At 58.0% G+C, this 17271-nt stretch carries 12 protein-coding genes; 6 read left to right on the top strand and 6 right to left on the bottom strand.

Translation table 11 applies throughout. The annotated features are described in order from the left end of the window. Positions 1–3 precede the first annotated feature (3 nt). Both C5L13_RS16630 and epsE read right to left on the bottom strand, forming a co-directional pair. A complete protein-coding gene (locus C5L13_RS16630; RefSeq protein ID WP_105384562.1) occupies positions 4–1002 on the bottom strand; it encodes a glycosyltransferase family 61 protein in 999 nt (332 codons plus the stop codon). Positions 1003–1190: 188 nt separating this feature from the next. After that, complete coding sequence (gene epsE / locus C5L13_RS16625; protein ID WP_105384411.1) at positions 1191–2477, bottom strand: exopolysaccharide biosynthesis GT4 family glycosyltransferase EpsE; 1287 nt, start codon at positions 2475–2477, stop codon at positions 1191–1193. A 323-nt stretch (positions 2478–2800) separates the two neighbouring features. Here epsE and C5L13_RS16620 point away from each other — a divergent pair, with 323 nt between their 5' ends. Genes C5L13_RS16620 through C5L13_RS16605 form a run of 4 tightly spaced genes read left to right on the top strand, consistent with a single transcriptional unit; the run spans position 2801 to position 7438 of the window. Further along, entirely contained in the window at positions 2801–4057 is a 1257-nt protein-coding gene (locus C5L13_RS16620; RefSeq protein ID WP_105384410.1) for a polysaccharide biosynthesis/export family protein, read from the top strand. 55 nt (positions 4058–4112) lie between these two features. After that, a complete protein-coding gene (locus tag C5L13_RS16615; protein WP_105384409.1) occupies positions 4113–5606 on the top strand; it encodes a GumC family protein in 1494 nt (497 codons plus the stop codon). Positions 5607–5663: 57 nt separating this feature from the next. Then, positions 5664–6449: a hypothetical protein gene (locus tag C5L13_RS16610; protein ID WP_105384408.1), complete on the top strand. Its 786-nt coding sequence runs from the start codon at positions 5664–5666 to the stop codon at positions 6447–6449. Next, a complete protein-coding gene (locus C5L13_RS16605; protein ID WP_105384407.1) occupies positions 6449–7438 on the top strand; it encodes a glycosyltransferase family 2 protein in 990 nt (329 codons plus the stop codon). Before C5L13_RS16610 ends, C5L13_RS16605 begins: the two co-directional genes overlap by 1 nt. A gap of 16 nt (positions 7439–7454) precedes the next feature. Here C5L13_RS16605 and C5L13_RS16600 read toward each other — a convergent pair whose 3' ends face one another. After that, a complete protein-coding gene (locus C5L13_RS16600; RefSeq protein ID WP_105384406.1) occupies positions 7455–8669 on the bottom strand; it encodes a glycosyltransferase in 1215 nt (404 codons plus the stop codon). A gap of 224 nt (positions 8670–8893) precedes the next feature. Between C5L13_RS16600 and C5L13_RS16595 the strand changes: the two genes are divergently transcribed. Continuing rightward, the gene (locus C5L13_RS16595; protein ID WP_105384405.1) at positions 8894–9907 is read left to right on the top strand and encodes a glycosyltransferase family 2 protein; all 1014 of its coding nucleotides are present in this window, start codon (positions 8894–8896) and stop codon (positions 9905–9907) included. 79 nt (positions 9908–9986) lie between these two features. Here C5L13_RS16595 and C5L13_RS16590 read toward each other — a convergent pair whose 3' ends face one another. Beyond that, complete coding sequence (locus C5L13_RS16590) at positions 9987–11558, bottom strand: O-antigen ligase family protein (protein ID WP_105384404.1); 1572 nt, start codon at positions 11556–11558, stop codon at positions 9987–9989. A 421-nt stretch (positions 11559–11979) separates the two neighbouring features. On the opposite strand from C5L13_RS16590, the gene C5L13_RS16585 reads away from it, so the two are divergent. Then, positions 11980–13218: a glycosyltransferase gene (locus tag C5L13_RS16585; protein ID WP_105384403.1), complete on the top strand. Its 1239-nt coding sequence runs from the start codon at positions 11980–11982 to the stop codon at positions 13216–13218. A 529-nt stretch (positions 13219–13747) separates the two neighbouring features. Here C5L13_RS16585 and C5L13_RS16580 read toward each other — a convergent pair. Continuing rightward, on the bottom strand, positions 13748–15088 hold the full coding sequence (locus C5L13_RS16580) for an HlyD family type I secretion periplasmic adaptor subunit (RefSeq protein ID WP_105384402.1): 1341 nt from the start codon (positions 15086–15088) through the stop codon (positions 13748–13750). A gap of 10 nt (positions 15089–15098) precedes the next feature. Continuing rightward, positions 15099–17264, bottom strand: coding sequence for a type I secretion system permease/ATPase (locus tag C5L13_RS16575; protein ID WP_105384401.1), 2166 nt, complete (start codon positions 17262–17264; stop codon positions 15099–15101). Positions 17265–17271: the final 7 nt, after the last annotated feature.

Below are 17271 nucleotides of genomic sequence, written 5' to 3'. Positions count from 1 at the left end.
AAATCATCTGAGCACCATATCCAGGGTACGGTCTATATCGTCCCATCCGACACTGAAACTCTCGCAGGTCCCCTCGCCAACGACAAAGGCGAAGCTTTGGCCCTGACGATCGGTGATGACCTTGAGAACCGAAACGACCCTGTCCGCCGGCTGGATCACGAACAGCGCCGCATCCTTGGGCATGACGGTGAGTCCATGGACGAGCTGGCTGCCTTCCACACCGGCGACCACTCGCGCTCCGGCACAGGCTTGGATGAGATCGTCAACGGACGAGGCCGTCGGATCGATGATCTGGAAGCCATATTTCGAGGCGAAGCCTTGAGCTATTTCCATCTCGTTCGACAGTATCCGGTGGTCGCCCTTGCCGCCTCGCAGGATGAAAACGCCCGGGTGGTGGGAAAACGGCGGCGCAGACGCCAGAAGCTTTTCGCGGATCTGGATGCCCCGCCTTCTTTTTCCTTCGTTCTGTCCCTTGTCTCTGAAGAGTATCAGTTCGTCGAAATGGACGTCGCCGACGTAGATCGGCTTCAGATTGAGCTTCCGCGCATACTGCGGCTCGTGGCCCCTGGTAATTGGCCGGGTGGTTACAGGCGTGCCGTATTCATCCGCCAGCGGATAGGTCAGGCAGTCGTCCAGCAACCAATTGCCAAACCAGCGATTGCCGACCCAGCTCTCGAAAAGTGCGCCCTTGGCCGCCTCCTTGGGAGCTGTGTAGAACGGAAGTCTGCGGCTACGTGGCTTCAAGCTCTTGGAGGACTTTTGGGCATAGATCACGCCGTCGATCAGATCGACATTCTTCAGTCGGTATCCGATCGTTGCCTCCTGTGTCGTTTCGTAATTGCCCCGAAAGCCCTTCAGCACCTCGGCGATGGAACCGAACTGTGTCCCCCTGATCCGGTCGAGATGATGCGGGAGAAATGTTGCCGGGCGAATGAACCGTTTGGTGGCTGGCGCAATCGTCCAGCGATCGGGAGATACCGCCTCTATGTCTGGAAAGGGCATGCCCGCCGCTTTTCTCAGGGAATTCACGATCGGCAGAAGAGCTATCAATCCAACCATCCTTGCAGTTTTTATTCAGCGGATGGCGGGTCAATCCTCCCTCCCAACTCCGCGCCTGAAGAAGATAATCGCATGGAAACCAATGGTTTCGCCGTAGCCTTTGGGCGATCGGACATACTCATTTAGGCGTATCAGGAAACGGTCGGCCCAGGATGATCGAGAAGTGAAGAGATCGCCTGGGCGCTGATGCGATGGTGAAACTTGGTTGCGATCTTGGCACGGGATGCTTCCCTGAGGCGTCGCGAAAGGTCCTCGTCCAGCAGTACCCTTTCGATAGCAGCCGTCATTTCTTCGGGCCGCTGCGGTTGCACCAATATTGCGTCCTGCCCATCGTCGATCAGCTCATTGTTGCCGCCGACATCGGTTACGATCACCGGCATTTCCATCGCCATCGCCTCCATGATGGCGACGGAGATGCCCTCGTTGAGGCTTGCCAGAACAAAGATATGCGCTTCCTCCAGACCCTGGCGCACGCGGGTTTCCGGCACCGCTCCCAACAATTCCACGCAGCCGGTGAGCTTCTTCCGCCATATCAGCGTTTCCAGCGCCTTGCGGTATCCATCACCGCCAAGCTCATCTTCACCCGCGATCTGCAGGTGGACATCGAAACCGCGGTCACGCAGCATCTCCACCGTCTGAAGGAGAAGATCATGACCCTTGACGGGGTTGAGCCTGCCGCAAGAAAAGAGACGGCATGGCTCTCCACGTTTCCACGGAATATATGGCCGGTTCCGGCGAATCTGTTCGAGGTCGACCCCCATGGGGGCGATCGCGATCCGAGCCGGCTTCGCTCCGTTCAGCTTGATTTCGATGTCCTCGTATAGCCTTTTCGAGATAACGGTCGCAAAGGCTGCGCTTTTCCACTTCTGCCGCTGGTTGACGCCATATCCTTCCAGAGTAGGCCCGTGCAGGGTCAGGCTGTAGGGGATCCCCGACAAGAGCGAAGCAAGTGCAGCGACATTGGCCGCATCGGCGCAGGAGTGGACATGAATGTGGGTCCATTTCGCCCGCCGGGCGAGCCGCGCCAGCTTGCCTGCCACGAGGAGGATGGCCAGCATCCGCAGCCTACCCAACGGAGACTGGACTTCCGCCGCAGTGACCGCCGCAAGACTTCTGGCAATACGTTTCGGTCCGGCTTTCACAATTTCGGACGCCGCGGCGAACATATCCCTGAACCCGAGCGGGAGAAGATATTCAGTCTTTTCCCGCGCCTCATTCGCCCAGGCATGCGATGCGATGGCAGCCGGAGGAGGCGATGTTGAAACGAATTCAGCCTCTATACCGAGTTCGGCCAAGGCCCCGTGTTCACGCCAGAGGAAGATGTGGGTCTGACCAGGGAATTCGGGAATGAAGAAACCTATCCGGCGATAGCATAAAGCCTCCGCGGTCTGCTCATCCCTGACCTTTGCGTAAGCCATTTCTTCCCTATCAGATGCCATTTTCTGAGGTGCCGGAAGACGTCGATGACGTTCCCGACATGACGAGACCCCAGCCGTGAAAAAGTTCCCTGGAAAGGTCCGTAAAAGAATGGTCGTGGCTGTCCTGCCGTTTCACAAGCGTTCCCTTCGGGGGAAGTTCTTCATCCGAAAGGAGGCGGTAGCTCTCGCCTCATCCGTTTGGGCTAGTACGTGACCCGCGTGCGTACTTCTTTGTGCCTTGTATGCAGGCTTCTCCCGTCACCGTAGTATGATTTCGTCCTATCCCGGCAGGGTGGGATCACCGAGCCATTGGGGGTAGATGGATGCGTGGGACAGCGAGTGTTGCGACACTTTTGTTTTGCTTGACGTTCGGCGACGCCGAGGCCCAGACAATCTATCGATTGCAGCCTGGCGACGTCCTGCAGGTCTGGATCGCTCAGGAGCCCGAACTCGCCCGGGAAGTGGTGATCGCTCCGGATGGCTGGTTGTCTTTTCCTCTTGCCGGCCACGTCAAAGGCGTCGGCCTTTCGGTTCCCGAACTGGAAGGGCAATTGTTGGAGCGGCTGAAGCAATACTTCAATGACGCACCCAATCTGACCATTATGTTGCGGCCCAACGCACAACACCAGCCGCTGATCTACGTCACCGGAGAGGTCGTAACGCCGGGCGAATATCCCTATCGCGCCAACATGACCGTTCTGCATGGCGTCAGCGTTGCTGGTGGCCTTTACCGAACAGCGATGCTGGCCGCCGACCAAGACCGGTCGGTGGTTGTACGTCGCGAGGTCGAACATTCACAAAAGCAACTGACGGAGCTCAAGGCTCGCATCACCCGTCTGGAGGTTGAATTGCGGGGAGAGCGATCCCTCGGCACCCCGGAGGTTCTAGCTGCCGATCGTGCCCTTGCACAGGAACAGTCCCTTCTGAATGCCAGGATGGAAGCCCTGGACATGCAGGAGAAAGCCCAACATCAAGGCAATGAACTCTCGGAGCGAACCGCCGTTGCACTGCAGGAACAGATCGATACCGTCTCCAAACGTATCGATCTCGGCAGACGCCGGCTCCAGAGCATCACCAATCTTATCGCCAAAGGCGGCGCCGAAGGTTCCCAGCAGGCAGTCCAGGAAGGCATAATCGCCGAACTCGAAGGCCAGGTCAGCCGGCTGATGTCGGAAATGGCGACGGCCGAGCGCACCCGGATAGCGGAAGTCGCCCGCTACGACGCCGCCCGCCAGGACCGCCAGACGCAATTGCTCATCGAGCTCAATGCGGCGCGGCGCGAACAAGAGGACACGGCCGCGAGGCTCGCCGACAGCACAAGCATCATGGGGATCTACGGCGAGAACGCAGCCGCGAATGAAGAAAGACAGAGGCGCGTGATCGGCTACCACATCCTGCGATCGGTCGATGGCCAGACACAGGAACTGAGAGCCAGTGAAACGACGCCGATCATGCCGGGTGACCTTCTGCGGGTGCTCTACGGCGATCCCGATCACACTGCGGTCACCCCCGATATCCAGGCGCTGACGGCAGCCACAGGCTCCATCGCGGTAAATCCTATGACAACGGCCGCCCGATGAGGAGGCTTCGTGATGAACAGCGGCATATCGGACGCGACGCAGTGAGGCGAGGGGCATGATCAACGAGCTAGCACGCAATATTCTGTACTATATAGAAATCGCATTCGCCAAACCCCTTTATGCCGTCTTACCGGGACTGATTGTCGTCCTCGTGGGTGCGTATTTCATCCTGGTGACACCGCGGACCTATCACTCCGAGGCGCTGCTGATCATGGAATTCCAACAGATACCGACGACGCTCGTCTCGCCGACGGTATCGAACGACCGGCTGCAATTCATCGAACAGCGAGTATTGTCTCGCAACAATTTGCTTGCCCTTGGCGAAAGGCATCATCTGTTCGGAGATGTTGCACAGGCTTGGTCGAAGACCCAACTTGCCGGCACGATCCGTCATCAGGTCACGCTGGATATCCAATTTACCGAAGGAGCGGATCGCACCGCACGCAACGCCTCGGTCCGGGTCGGATTTAAGTATGGTGACCCGATCATCGCAATGGATGTGGTCTCGGATCTGGTGTCCCAGATCATCGAAGAGAACAAGCGGATCCGCGTTGCGCGCGCTGCGGAAACAACGAAGTTCCTTACGCATGAAGTCGACAGCCTTGAGCAGCGCTTTCGCGAACGGGAAGCCGTCTGGGCAAGATATCTTACGGAAAACAACGATTCCCATCCCAGCCGGATACCGGCTCTGCTGATCGAGATGCAGGCGAAGGAACAGGAATTCGCAACGTTGGATCGGGCCGTGGTGACCGTCAACGAGGAAATCCGCCTTCTGGAGGCCCAGTTGCGCATGGGCGCCGGCGAGACGAGCGAGGCAGCCCGTCTTCAGTCCCAGCTTGCCGAGCTCGAGACGGATATCGCCGCGAAGTCCGTGATCTACTCTCAATCCCATCCGCAAATCCGCGCCATGAAACAACGGATTGAGGAGATGAAGGCCCGGGTCGGGCAGACAGTTCAGGCCGGATCACCGGAGGCTCTGACCACAGAAGAAATAAACGCCCTTCCTCCGGCGCTCATTCTCGTCGCAGAACGCATTGCCGGCATCAAACCCCGTCAGGAGCAGACGCTCGCCCAAAGAGCCGATCTTGCCGAACGCCTCAGCCGGTTGCGCTCAACCATTTCCCGAGCGCCCGAGGTCGAATCACAAATTACGGCTTTTGAAGCCGAGAAGATCTCATTGCAACGGACACTGGACGATATGCAGTCCAAGCTTAATACGGCACGCCTTGGTGAGCGGCTGGAAGAGGGCGAGGCAGCCCAGCAAATCGATGTGGTCGAAGCGCCCGAAATTCCAAATGGCGCTTCCGGACCGAGACGTCTCCATTTGGCAATGGCGGTTCTCGCGGCAGCATCCGCCGCATCCGCCGCGGGTATTTATGCCACGCATCTATTCGACCGGACCATACGGGGCACTTTCGATCTCGCCAACGCCCTCGCTGGAGAAACGCTGGTGGTCATTCCGCGCTGGAACCCAAGACGGCATATCGCCAAGGCCTTCCGCAATGCTGGAGATGCCAGCGTCAGTCCGACAGCGGGTGGGCGGTACTAGCAGGCTCGACGCTCAGACTGAACGCAAAACCATTGATTGGGACAGGGTAGGAAATTCATGGAAATCATCAAGAATATCTCCCCTCGGCGCCGAGTGGCGAATCAGGTGGATGGCGTTGATCTAACCGAATTCAACGCCGCCTTTCCGAATGGCCAAGCTCGTCACGAAGAGCGCCCATCCCTTCTGGACGTCGAGCCGCTGTCCCCCACATTCCTGTATTCCAACCGCGTCATTGCTTTCGACAGCGGCAGTTCCATGACCCACGCCTATGATGTCTTGCGCAACCACCTGTTGAACGATCAGGCTGGAGCCAGCACGAGGGTGATTTCGGTCAGCGCTCCTTCGGCGGGCTGCGGTACAACCGTGACGGCGGCGAATCTGGCGATCAGTCTCGCCCGGGTGCCGGGATCAACCGTGCTGCTTGTGGACGCCAACTGTCGAGACCCCGGAATGGGTAAGATCTTCGGCCTCCCCCAAGAACCATCCTTCTACGATCCGATAAAAGGTTGGCTGACGACGACCGATATCCGAGGCATCCGCGTGCATCTTTTGCGCGCCGCCTGGGGATCGCCCAAGGTCCCTCTGCCCGCCGACCTGGAGCGGATGGTGGCGCAGATCGAGGCCGCACGGCAGTTGCTGAAACCGACGGCTGTTCTTTTCGATCTGCCTCCGACGCTGAATTCGGACGAAGTCATCCCGTTTTTCGACATGTCCGACACCGCTGTCATCGTGCTCGCATTAGGAAAGTCAAAACTTACCGAACTTGAAATATGCCGCAGCTATTTGGGTGCTGAAAAACGCACGCAGGTCGTTTTGAACAAGATGAGAAGGCATGGTCTGTAATGACTTTTGCTAACCGCCAGCAAGCCGATGACGCGCGATTGAAACTCGCTATCGTTATCGTCAACTATCGCACTGCCGAACTTGCCATAGATTGCCTGGCCTCGCTCCATGCCAGTGACACAACTCCGGCAGGAACACGTATCGTGGTTGTCGACGGAGGTTCAGGCGATCATTCGGCCGACAGCATCTCCTCCGCGATAGAAGAAAACGGCTGGAAGGACTCACTGTGTCTTCCACTGGAAGGAAACGGCGGATTTGCTTTTGGCAACAACCGCGGCATCGAACATGTTTTCGCGCATTTCGGTCGGCCGGAATACGTCTTGCTGTTGAACCCCGACACACTGGCCCGGCCAGGCAGCATCGTCCGGCTTGTGGATTTCATGGACGCCAGGCGTGACGTCGGCATCGCAGGCAGCAGGCTTGAGGATCCGGACGGAACCGCGCAGGCATGTGCATTCCGTTTTCCCTCCATCGTCAATGAGTTTGAAAGCGAGGCAAAGCTTGGACCGGTCACGCGCCTGCTGGAGAAGTGGCGCGTCGTACCGAAGTTGCCGGCCAGGCCGTCGCCGATCGACTGGGTGTCCGGCGCCTGCATGATCGTCCGCACCGAGGTGTTCGACCAGATCGGATATCTTGATGAGGGATATTTCCTTTACTACGAGGAAGTGGATTTCTGCCTCCGGGCCGCGCGCGCCGGGTGGACCTGTTGGCATGTGCCGCAAAGCCGTGTCATCCACCTGGTGGGGCAGTCAACGAACGTGACGCGGCACATCCGTCCTTCCAGGCGTCCGACCTATTGGTTTGAATCCCGCCGGCGCTATTTTCTGAAGCATCATGGCGGCGTCTACGCGCAGTTCGTCAACCTTGCATGGCTGGCTGGTCATATAGCATTCCGCATTCGCTTTCTCGCTGCGGGCAAACGATCGAATTTGCCCCCTCATCTGCTGCAGGATTTCATCCGCCACACCACACCTTTCCGTCGAATCTGACACAGGGGTACGCCGCTCATTCGCCAGCCATTCTGGGCGCTTCGATCAGCGCCTCCAGTAGTGCTGCCGATTGACGGATGTCATGCCGCTCCAATGTGCGGCGGCGGCCCGCTTCACCCATCTGCAATATTTGGCCTTCGCTTTCGAGTAAGGCACGCCGCATCGCATCTGCCAAAGCATCGATATCTCCGGCGGGAATGAGCCAACCGTTATCCGGCCGGACCAGTTCCGGAATACCGGCGATGTAGGTGGAAATCACCGGACGCTTGAGGGCCAGGCTTTCCATCAAGACCACTGGCAGGCCTTCTGCAAAGCTCGGCAGTACCAAGGCCTTGGCGCGTAGGATCTCCCTTCTGACCTCATCCTGTGTGATCGTACCGGTAAGCTTGATGGTTTCTTGGAGGCCAAGCCGCTTGATCTCGCGTTCGATCTCGGTCCGCAGCGGCCCGTCGCCCACAAGGACAAGCTCGAATGTCAGCCCCTGCGCCCGCAGATTGGCAGCAGCCTGCAGAAGCAAAAGATGGCCCTTCTGCTCCGAAAGCCGCGCGATGCAGACGAGACGGGGGGCAGCGCCATGCTGCTGCGCCACCTCCTCGCTGAGATAGCGCTGATCTACACCACAAGGCACGACCTGGATTTTTTTCCAATCCTCCAGATCGGCCCACCGCAGCAATTGGCTTCGGCCATAGGAACTCACTGCGACGACAAATGACGAGGCGCGAATCTTCTCCGACAGCGCCAGGGTTTCTGGACGGTCGAATTCCTCCGGCCCGTGAACTGTGAAGCTGAATCGAATGCCGCCAATCTCATGGGCGAGCGCAGCTACTGTCGCCGGATTGGTGCCGAAATGCACATGCAGGTGGTCGATCTTTTCCCTGCGGCACCAATCCGCGAGGACCATCGCCTCCCCGAAATAGATGAGATGCAGGAGAAACCGCCCGCCTGAAGCCCGTGCGAAGCGGAAAGCGCTTCTGAAAGCTTTGAGCGACGAAGCAGGATGAAGGGCAAGTTCCCGGACAAGACTTGCCAACATCGCCTTTCCGGAGCTGGCTAGGAGATGCTTGGTCTTTGTAGACTCCAGAATATCATCGCAATCCTTCAACTGGCCACGGAACGGACGCACCGCATATCTTTCGATGTGGTGCCCCCTCTCTTCCAACGCATTGATCTCGCGTCGTATGAAAGTGTGGCTCGGCGCCGGATATTGATTGGTGAAATACGCTATACGCATTCCACAAGCGCCCCTCTTTCTGCTTGCTGATCGCCAGCAGCCTCTCGTATTTGTATAGCAAAAACATCGACATAGGCTTAGCCCCACAAAGAGCTTAGTGACGACGCCGCGGCTTCCACCAAAGGGGTAAATTTACAGCGCCGGCAGTGGCTTTTAAAAATGGGAGGCACCTGGACCGAGAGAAACAGGCAAGGCCGCGTCGGCAAGACCACCGGAGGCACCGAATGAAACCGGATACTCTGAGTCTCGAAGAGAGTACCGATCTTCGTCACGACGTCGGCATCGTGATCATCGGACGAAATGAAGGCGAGCGCCTCATCAATTGCCTCAGATCTCTAGGCCCGTATCGCAAGCGAGCGATTTATGTGGATTCGGCATCCTCGGACGGAAGTGCGCAGGCTGCTGCGCATCTGTGCGCAAAGGTGCTGCCTCTCGACCTGACGACGCCATTTACTGCAGCACGCGCGCGCAATGCCGGTTTCGATGCCCTTGTGCAACTTTGGCCGCAAACGACCTTCGTGCAATTCATCGACGGCGACTGTGAGCTCGATTGCGGCTGGATCAACGCCGCAGTTGCCTTTCTCTCGGCGCGTGAGGATGTTGCGCTCGTTTTCGGACGCCGTCGCGAACGTTACCCGGATCGAACGCTGTTCAACGCAATGTGTGACCGGGAGTGGGACGGGAAGCCCGGCGAAGTCGTGGAATGCGGCGGCGATATTCTGGCAAGAGCATCCGTCATGAGAGAACTTGGCGGCTACTCCAGTCATCTCATCGCCGGAGAAGAGCCCGAGCTTTGTATCCGCCTGCGGGAAAGGGGCTGGAAGATCTGGCGCCTCCCAGCCGAGATGACGCGCCATGATGCGAACATGAGCCGCGTGAGCCAATGGTGGCTAAGGAGCGTTCGCTGCGGGCACGCCTATGCTCAGGTGTCGTATCTCCACCGGAAGTCGCCCTTCCGAATATGGACTCGCAACGTTCGGCGCGCCGTTTTCTGGGCTGGCGTCCTGCCACTTGCAACGATCATGGGCACGCTCCTGCATCCGGCCGCCATCGGGCTTCTGCTGGTCTACCCCCTTCAGTCTCTACGCATGGCGCAACGAATGGCCCCGGCCACTTCAAACCGCTGGTCCTATGCGACCTTCGATGTCCTGGGCAAATTCGCAGAACTGCAGGGAATAACTCAGTTCCATATGAATCGCTTGAGCAATCGCCAGCAGCGGATCATCGAGTACAAGTAGACGCGATGATGTCAGCGCCGGGGCATGAGTGCCCTCTTGCAGTCGCGAATAAACGTCTTCTTCCGCACAACCACAACCATCAGCGTGGGTCGATTACCCGCATCTTACCGGGATCGGCGGTCGGCCGAACGAGACTCGGTGCCAAACCGACTCCAATGCTTCTCATCCGGGCTTTGACCTTCGGTACCGCCTCCCACTCTACCATGGGGCCACGCGCTATGACCGCAGCCGCGAGCCCCGAGAATGCCCAGTAGATATAGGGAATGATCGTGGCGCTGCTGGTGGTCGCTATGGTGAATAGCACGGCTATCATAAGGGCGAAAAAACCCTGATAGCTCACAAGATCGGATTTGCTTGCCAGAAAAAGACCGCCGAGTTTCGCCGCGAGCAGCCCGAAAAACACCACGAACAGCAAAAGGCCGATCAATCCGTGGTGGAGCGCGATCTGCAGGTAGGTATTGACCACATCCACGATGCCTTGCCCCTGTATCATTCTCAACATTTCCGGCTCCGTGAGAAATGTCTCGGATCCGAAGAGCGGGTAGCGCTCGATGACGATCAGGGAATTCTCAACGAGCATCGCCCGATAGGTCTCGCTACCTCGGTCCGCCGAGCCGATGAACGGAAGCAGGTTGGTGAAGCGGTCGATGAAGGACGGCCGTAAGAATGCAAGAATGACCACACCCGGAAACGCTGCCGCAAGCAGCTTGAGCGAAGTCCGCAGATTGGTCAGCAGCAGCACGGCGGCACAAAGTGCAAGGCCAAGCCAGGGGCCACGGGAGACACTCGACAGGAGCCCGACCACAAGGATACCGAGAGCTACATAACGCCAAAGATCCCAATGGCGTCGGGTGCGCAAGGCGAGCAGACAACCGCCTCCCGTCATGCAGAGAAATCCAAAGGCGATGGATTCAACCGATGTGGTCGCAGCGCGCAGCAGGCCATCGCGGAAAAGGTAGCTCGTGATGAGGACGAAATCCCACTCGAGGATGACCACATAATAAACCCGCCAGTTTCGCCAGATCTCGAAAAAGCCGACGGCGGCAAGCGGCAGGGCGGCGACCACGAAAGCCAGCAGGACACGATTGATATCGAGCGCCGAACGCAGCGACCGGCTGAAAACGAAGTACGGAAGCAGAATGTCGAGGAAATATCCCGGCACGACACGAAGGATGGAATTGATATCGTTCAGCCGCAGAGAAAGGACGGTGATAAACCCAAAATATGCGATCACCAGGAAATCAGGACCGCGCAGCCCCCGATTTTCCTGCTCTCGCCAGAGTTTGATTGCGAGAGGAAGGAGGATGAATATCGCCAACAAGCGCGGCGGATCGAGATCGATGATCCTGTTGAAGACGCCGGGTATGCCGACCCCGATCGGGACGCATGGCGCCACGAACATGAGGATCACATAAAGCAGCAGGGGCTGCTTTGAATTCCGATGGATATATATGCTGATCAGCGCGAGCCCGGCGGCAAAATCAAAAAAGCTGTTCGATATAAAAGTGACGCAAGTGGCGGCGAGCCAGCAATTCCGCCACAACCTGAACTCTGCCTCGTCCAGAAGCGGTTCGGCGATCCTTTTCGCTACATAGAGCACAGGAACGCTTATGAACAGGACGTAGACCAGCGCTCGAATATATTCGGGCATGGCTAGAGTCCGCGTATCAAAAAGGTGACCGGAACAAAAACTCGCCCGTGGCGGATCCTCGGCATGTGAACGCCCCTCGCTGCTGCGCAAGAATTGCGCATTCCCTTCTCAGGCTACACGCGCGGATCATCTTCCCCCACCTGTCCAAAAGAATGAGCGCCTAGCACGATAGGTGATTGCCATCCCCCTTCGGATTGCTTGCTCGAAATCGCCAGACAGCACGGGGCCGTGCGCTGAGTCTGGAAGACGCGTGGCAGGTAGATAAACAGGGGCAAATACCACGGTGCTCGCCGTGACGATCATACGTCAAAGTGATGATCTGCAGCGCACTCCATAACGCAGTAAAAATGCAGTATCGTCCGTCATAATCAATACCTATTGGATCACGTTTTACTTAAAAATCGTCACGGCGGCGCCAACAATGGAAGACAACATTTCAGATCTTGTTGTAATACCGGATGATGCAGGCCACCGCCTTAGAACCAGACTTGGCCTGAAGCCTAGTGAAACTCCGCGAATCGCATTTGTCGCCGGACCCGGCGATGTGGCGGGGACATTCGATCATTGGATGGAAGGACGGTTCGATCCCCGCACGCCCGTCGTCGCGTATTCGACCATGTTCTATACGCTCATAGAGAAGTTGGAGGCGATGGCACTGGTCATTGCCGAGCCGGAGAAGCTGCCGCGACACCGCGATCCACGCTTCCGTTTCGTAAGCGTGCCCCGTTCGCGGCCGCAGGGCCGTATCGCCTATCGAAAGGCCGGTCTCGCGTTCAGCTGGAAAGTCCTTCGGGAACTCCGCAAATACGAGCCGCATATCGTGCTGCTGGGTGTGGACACGCCTTGGCTGTTGCTCGCGTCCATCCCGAAAAGTGCGCGCATCATTTTGACCGCCCATACCAATTTCTGGCCGATGGGCCTGAAGCCGGTTTCCCTTAAGGCGCGGATCAAACACCAGATGGCAAGTGTACTGATGCAGCGGGTGTCGGCGGGTGTCTGCACCTCTGAGGAAACCAGGCGGCAGGTTATCGAAATTCGGCGCGATCTGGTGGGCAGCCTCTACACGGAGGTCCCCCAGGTGCTATCAAAATTTCTAAAGGCTCCCCGCCAGCTGGAGCGGCTGAGGAACATTTTGTTTCTGGGGCGTCTCCAGGAAGAGAAGGGCGTTTATGATCTTTTGTCCGCGTTTGAAAAAGCGGCATCCCGACATCCCGAGTTGACTTTATCCTTTGCCGGCAAGGGGGAGGCAGACGATGCGCTGCAACAAAGAGTTGCTGCATCGCCCGTCCGAAGCCGGATCAGCATGCTTGGCCAACTGGATGCGCAGGAAGTTCATCACCAACTGGAGCGGGCGGACCTTCTGGTTTGCCCGACCCGAAGCAATCTTCCCGAAGGTCTGGCCCTCGTTGTGGTGGAAGCGGCCGTCCATGCCGTTCCCGCGGTGCTTAGCTCAGTGGTACCGGCAAAGGAACTCGTGGCAGATGCCTGCATCGAATTTCCGGCCGATAATATCGAAGCCCTTGCTTCTGTTTTTATGATGCTGGCTGAAGATGCCGGAAAGCTGCACGAGTTGCAGGAGCGACTGGCTGTAGACCGCGAGAAATTCTTCGACCGGTCACTATCCTGGGGTAGCCAGCTCTACAGCGCTTTTGTGCTCTAGAATTTAAGGGGCGCGCCGCCAGCGGCTTCCCTTCGCTCGATCAGTATACCTTGCCAGGTCCACGGTATCCTGCTCAGAATCAATAATGAAGTCCGCCGCAACTCCAGATCAGGATCAAATAATTCCCGGGAACGGCAGTAGATATTAGAGATGAGAAATTCTAGTGGAGCGCGCTCGCTTGACTATTATCAACTATACAGCCTCCTCAACGGGACTGTTAGCTCCCGGCCCCCACCTAATCCATTTGATGGAGTTGATATTGGCAGCGAGTAGGCGAATATTAGCTCTACCAAACAGACTGCTGAAGGCTCGAACGGGAAAAACGGTCGGGCCTTCTCCTTTTGGGAGAACCGACATCACGTTGGCCTCATGTTGGTATCGCCGGAATTGACCTTCTCACCCACCTTGAACTCCCCAGGGAGCGCAAATCACCACCCTGGTGAACTATTTGCGTCCGCATTTTCGATGCGGACGCGATCTGCATAAGGCGAAAACCCTGCGATGAATTGCGATCGGGTGACTTCCCGGTTCAGCGTTCGGTGAATGCTCTCGACATGCTGTCGGTGATGGGCTTGACCAGATAGCTGAAGAATGTCCGTACCGCAGTCTGAATCATGATTTCCGCCGGCATCCCGGGCTGCGGAGAAAATCCTTTCACCCGCGAAATTTCATCTGCGGAAACCTTGATGCGGGCGATATAGACGTCCTGTTGGTTCATGGCTGTCTTGCTGTCCTCCATAGTGTCGGCCGAAATATAGAAGACCTCACCGTTCAGGACCGGTGTCGTACGCTGGTTGAGTGCGGTGAGCCGGACAGTGGCTTTCTGGCCGACCTTTACGCTGTCGATCTCATTGCGCCGCACTTTGGCTTCGATGATCAACGGCACGGCCGCTGGCAGAATCTCCATGATTCCCTTGCCGCTTTCGATGACGCCCCCATTGGTATGATAGTAGGTTCGAACAACGGTGCCCGAGACGGGCGCAAGGATAGTGGTGCGGCGCAGAACATCATCTGCTTCGCGTGATTGTTCCCGTGCCGCGTCACGGTCGCCCTGGATGGATTGCAGACGATCGAGGGCATCTTCGCGATAGGCTTCTTCGGCCTGCGCGATCTGCTGCTGCCCTTTCAGCGACTGGGCGCCGGTTTCGGCAATTTCCGACGTAAGCCGCCCTATCTGGCCCTCGGCATCGGCGATCGCCCGTTGCAGTGCCTTGACCTCCGTTGCCCGGAGCAGGCCTTTTACCAGCAAAGCCCGTTTCGTTTCATGTTCGTCCTGCAACAGCACGAGCTGCCGCGAGATCGCCTCGCGATGCCGTACATATCCTTCGCTCCGGAACTCCAGAGCCTTCATATTTTGCCTCAGCAACGACAATTCCGTCGCAAGCTTGATGCGCTGGGCCCTGAAGTTGAGCTGCTGCGTCAGCACGATAGAAGAGACGTCCGGATCGTCCTTGAATTGCTCCAGGATTCCCGACGTTTCCACGTTCTCCATCCCTTGCGCCTGGGCGGCCAGGCGTGCCGCGGTTGCCTCCAGCCTGATGCGGCGAAGGAAGAGTTCGCGTTTCTTGGAGAGCGCCGCCGTCTCGTCAAGCAGGACCAGGGGCTGGTTTTCGACCACCTGGTCGCCTTCGTTCACCAGCAGCTCCTTGATGATGCCGCCTTCGAAATGCTGCACGACCTTGTTGCGGCCGGTAGCCACAAAACTTCCCTGGGAAATGACGGCAGCCGCCAGCGGCGCCGTCGCGGCCCAGGTTCCGAACCCTCCGAAAGCCACCGCAGTCAGCACCACTCCCGCCACTGTCTGCTTCCAGACCGAACGAGGGACTTCAGAGTACCACTCTAGATCATGAACCTTTACAACGGCCGACATCTCTTACTCCCTACTGTAACTGATGGCCGAAAGAGCCGGAATTGATATTGATGCCGCGGGCTTCTATGGCGTTCAGCACGTCCATTCGCATGCCGAACAGCGCGACCGTGCCGTTGACCAGCAGAAGGATCTTGTCGACGTTGTTCAGAAGTGCGGGCCGCTGGGTTATCGTCGCCACGGTGATCCCGTTTTCCTTTGCGTGCTGGAGCGCTCGCAGCAGCGCCGCATCGCCGGCATTGTCCAGGTTCGAATTCGGTTCATCCAGCACGACGAGGCGCGGGTCCCCGAAAAAGGCTCTGGCGAGGGCAATGCGCTGCTTTTGGCCACCCGAGAGGGGCGAGCCGTCAGCGGCGACCACGGTCTCGTAGCCATGCGGCAAGCTTGCGATCATTTCGTGGACATCGGCAAGCATGGCCGCGCGATAGATCTGTTCGTCATCGACGTCCTGCCGCATCCGCGCGATGTTGGCCTTGATGGTGCCGGGGAACAGCTGGACGTCCTGCGGCAGGTAGCCGATATTCTCGCCGAACTGCCGCTGATCCCAGTTGCGAAGGTCCATGAGATCCAGCCGGACGCTGCCCGATGTCGGGAGGATCGAACCCACCAGCATCTTGCCCAGTGTCGTTTTTCCAGCTCCCGAATTGCCGATGATTGCCAGGGAATCGCCTGGCTGCAGCGCGAAAGCGATACCGTTGAGGACAACTCGTTTGGTGCCCTGCGGAACGTAGAGCAGCCTCTCCACATCCAGCCGACCCTCCGGCTTCGGAAGATTCAGCCGGTCGAAGTTGAGAGGAGAAGCCTTCAACAAGGCGGTGATCCGGCCGTAGGCGGATTTAGACTGGCTATATTGATTCCATCCTTCGATCGCGCCTTCGATTGGCGCCAGCGCGCGTCCGGCAATGATGGAGGCCGCAATGACCATGCCGCCGGTGAGTTGGCCCTCGATCGACAGGAATGCTCCCCAACCCAGCATGGCGATCTGGGTCAACAGCCGGCAGGCTTTGGAAGCGGCTGCGATGGTGATGTTCCGGTCCTGCGCGATGACCTGCGCCCTCAGGGAGGAGGCCGTATCCTTGCCCCACATCTGGACGGTCTCTGGGATCATCGCGAGTGCATTGATGATCTGCGAATTCCGGGACATGGATTCCAGGTGAAGATTGGCCTTTACCTGTGCGGTATTGGCCTCCGCGAACGGATCCGCAGTCATACGCTGGTTGACGATCGTAAAGGCAAGCAACAGGACTGCCGTCAAGATCACGATAGCACCGAGATGCGGGTGGATCAGGAAGACGGCGAGCACGAACAGTGGGGCGATCGGCGCATCCAGGAATGAAAGCAGGGTCCGGGATACGAGGAAGGACCGAACCTGTTGAAGGTCGCCGAGCACCTGATATTCCCGGCCGTTGCTTTGAAGCGAGGCGCGCGCCGCGGCGCTGAGAATCGGAGCGCCAAGCTGCGCGGCGACTTCGACGGCCGTGCGCATGAGGATGAAACGGCGAAGTGCATCAAAAGCCGTCTGCAGGATGACCGCACCGACGATTACGATCGTCAGCATGATCAGCGTATCGAGCGACCGGCTGGTCAGCACACGATCCGATATCTGGAACAGGTATATGGGGATTGCCAGCACAAGGACATTGCTGGCGACCGTGAACAGCATCACGATCATGAGATTGGTCCGGACAGCCTTGATACCTGCACGCAGGCTTGCCGAGAAATCGATCGGCGCCAGACGCTTGTGGAAGGTGGTACCACCACCGCCCGAACCGGCACCGCCACCGGTAGAATGTGACTTCGCAAATTTGCCGCCCTCGGTGCGAACGGGGCCAGTGTCCCCATCGATGGTGATCATTCCCTCCGGCCCTTTGGCTTCGGTGGCCTCCCGCACTGCGGGTTTGGGTGTGACCTCGATCTCCGGCTCAATGAACTTGTCCGCCGCCGGCAGAGCAACGATGTCCGCTCCTTCGGACTTCTGAGCGTCCCGTGGCAGGTTCTGGAAAGTTTTCTTGGATTCAAGTCGGGATACGGTTGCCGAGGTGGCGGCGTTATCGGTTGATAGCTTCAGACACTCTTCCACGGCGTGCTCCAACTTGACATAGATATCCTCATCGTTGAGTTGCGGGTTTTGATTGTCGGTTGGCTGCGATCGCTCAACCCGTGTCTGGGTATCCGGCATGCTTCCC

Source organism: Neorhizobium alkalisoli (genome assembly GCF_002968635.1).
Taxonomy (GTDB): Bacteria; Pseudomonadota; Alphaproteobacteria; order Rhizobiales; family Rhizobiaceae; genus Neorhizobium; species Neorhizobium alkalisoli.
Note: the sequence above shows the minus strand (reverse complement) of the source record. Positions and strands in the feature narration are given on the sequence as shown.

Bases quoted from the DNA above. Each gene is read 5' to 3' on its own strand.
- C5L13_RS16605 (WP_105384407.1), top strand. From the start codon at position 6,449: ATGACTTTTGCTAACCGCCAGCAAGCCGATGACGCGCGATTGAAACTC.
- C5L13_RS16620 (WP_105384410.1), top strand. From the start codon at position 2,801: ATGCGTGGGACAGCGAGTGTTGCGACACTTTTGTTTTGCTTGACGTTC.
- C5L13_RS16595 (WP_105384405.1), top strand. From the start codon at position 8,894: ATGAAACCGGATACTCTGAGTCTCGAAGAGAGTACCGATCTTCGTCAC.
- C5L13_RS16615 (WP_105384409.1), top strand. From the start codon at position 4,113: ATGATCAACGAGCTAGCACGCAATATTCTGTACTATATAGAAATCGCA.
- C5L13_RS16585 (WP_105384403.1), top strand. From the start codon at position 11,980: ATGGAAGACAACATTTCAGATCTTGTTGTAATACCGGATGATGCAGGC.
- C5L13_RS16610 (WP_105384408.1), top strand. From the start codon at position 5,664: ATGGAAATCATCAAGAATATCTCCCCTCGGCGCCGAGTGGCGAATCAG.
- C5L13_RS16575 (WP_105384401.1), bottom strand. From the start codon at position 17,264: ATGCCGGATACCCAGACACGGGTTGAGCGATCGCAGCCAACCGACAAT.
- C5L13_RS16600 (WP_105384406.1), bottom strand. From the start codon at position 8,669: ATGCGTATAGCGTATTTCACCAATCAATATCCGGCGCCGAGCCACACT.
- epsE (WP_105384411.1), bottom strand. From the start codon at position 2,477: ATGGCTTACGCAAAGGTCAGGGATGAGCAGACCGCGGAGGCTTTATGC.
- C5L13_RS16590 (WP_105384404.1), bottom strand. From the start codon at position 11,558: ATGCCCGAATATATTCGAGCGCTGGTCTACGTCCTGTTCATAAGCGTT.
- C5L13_RS16580 (WP_105384402.1), bottom strand. From the start codon at position 15,088: ATGTCGGCCGTTGTAAAGGTTCATGATCTAGAGTGGTACTCTGAAGTC.
- C5L13_RS16630 (WP_105384562.1), bottom strand. From the start codon at position 1,002: ATGCCCTTTCCAGACATAGAGGCGGTATCTCCCGATCGCTGGACGATT.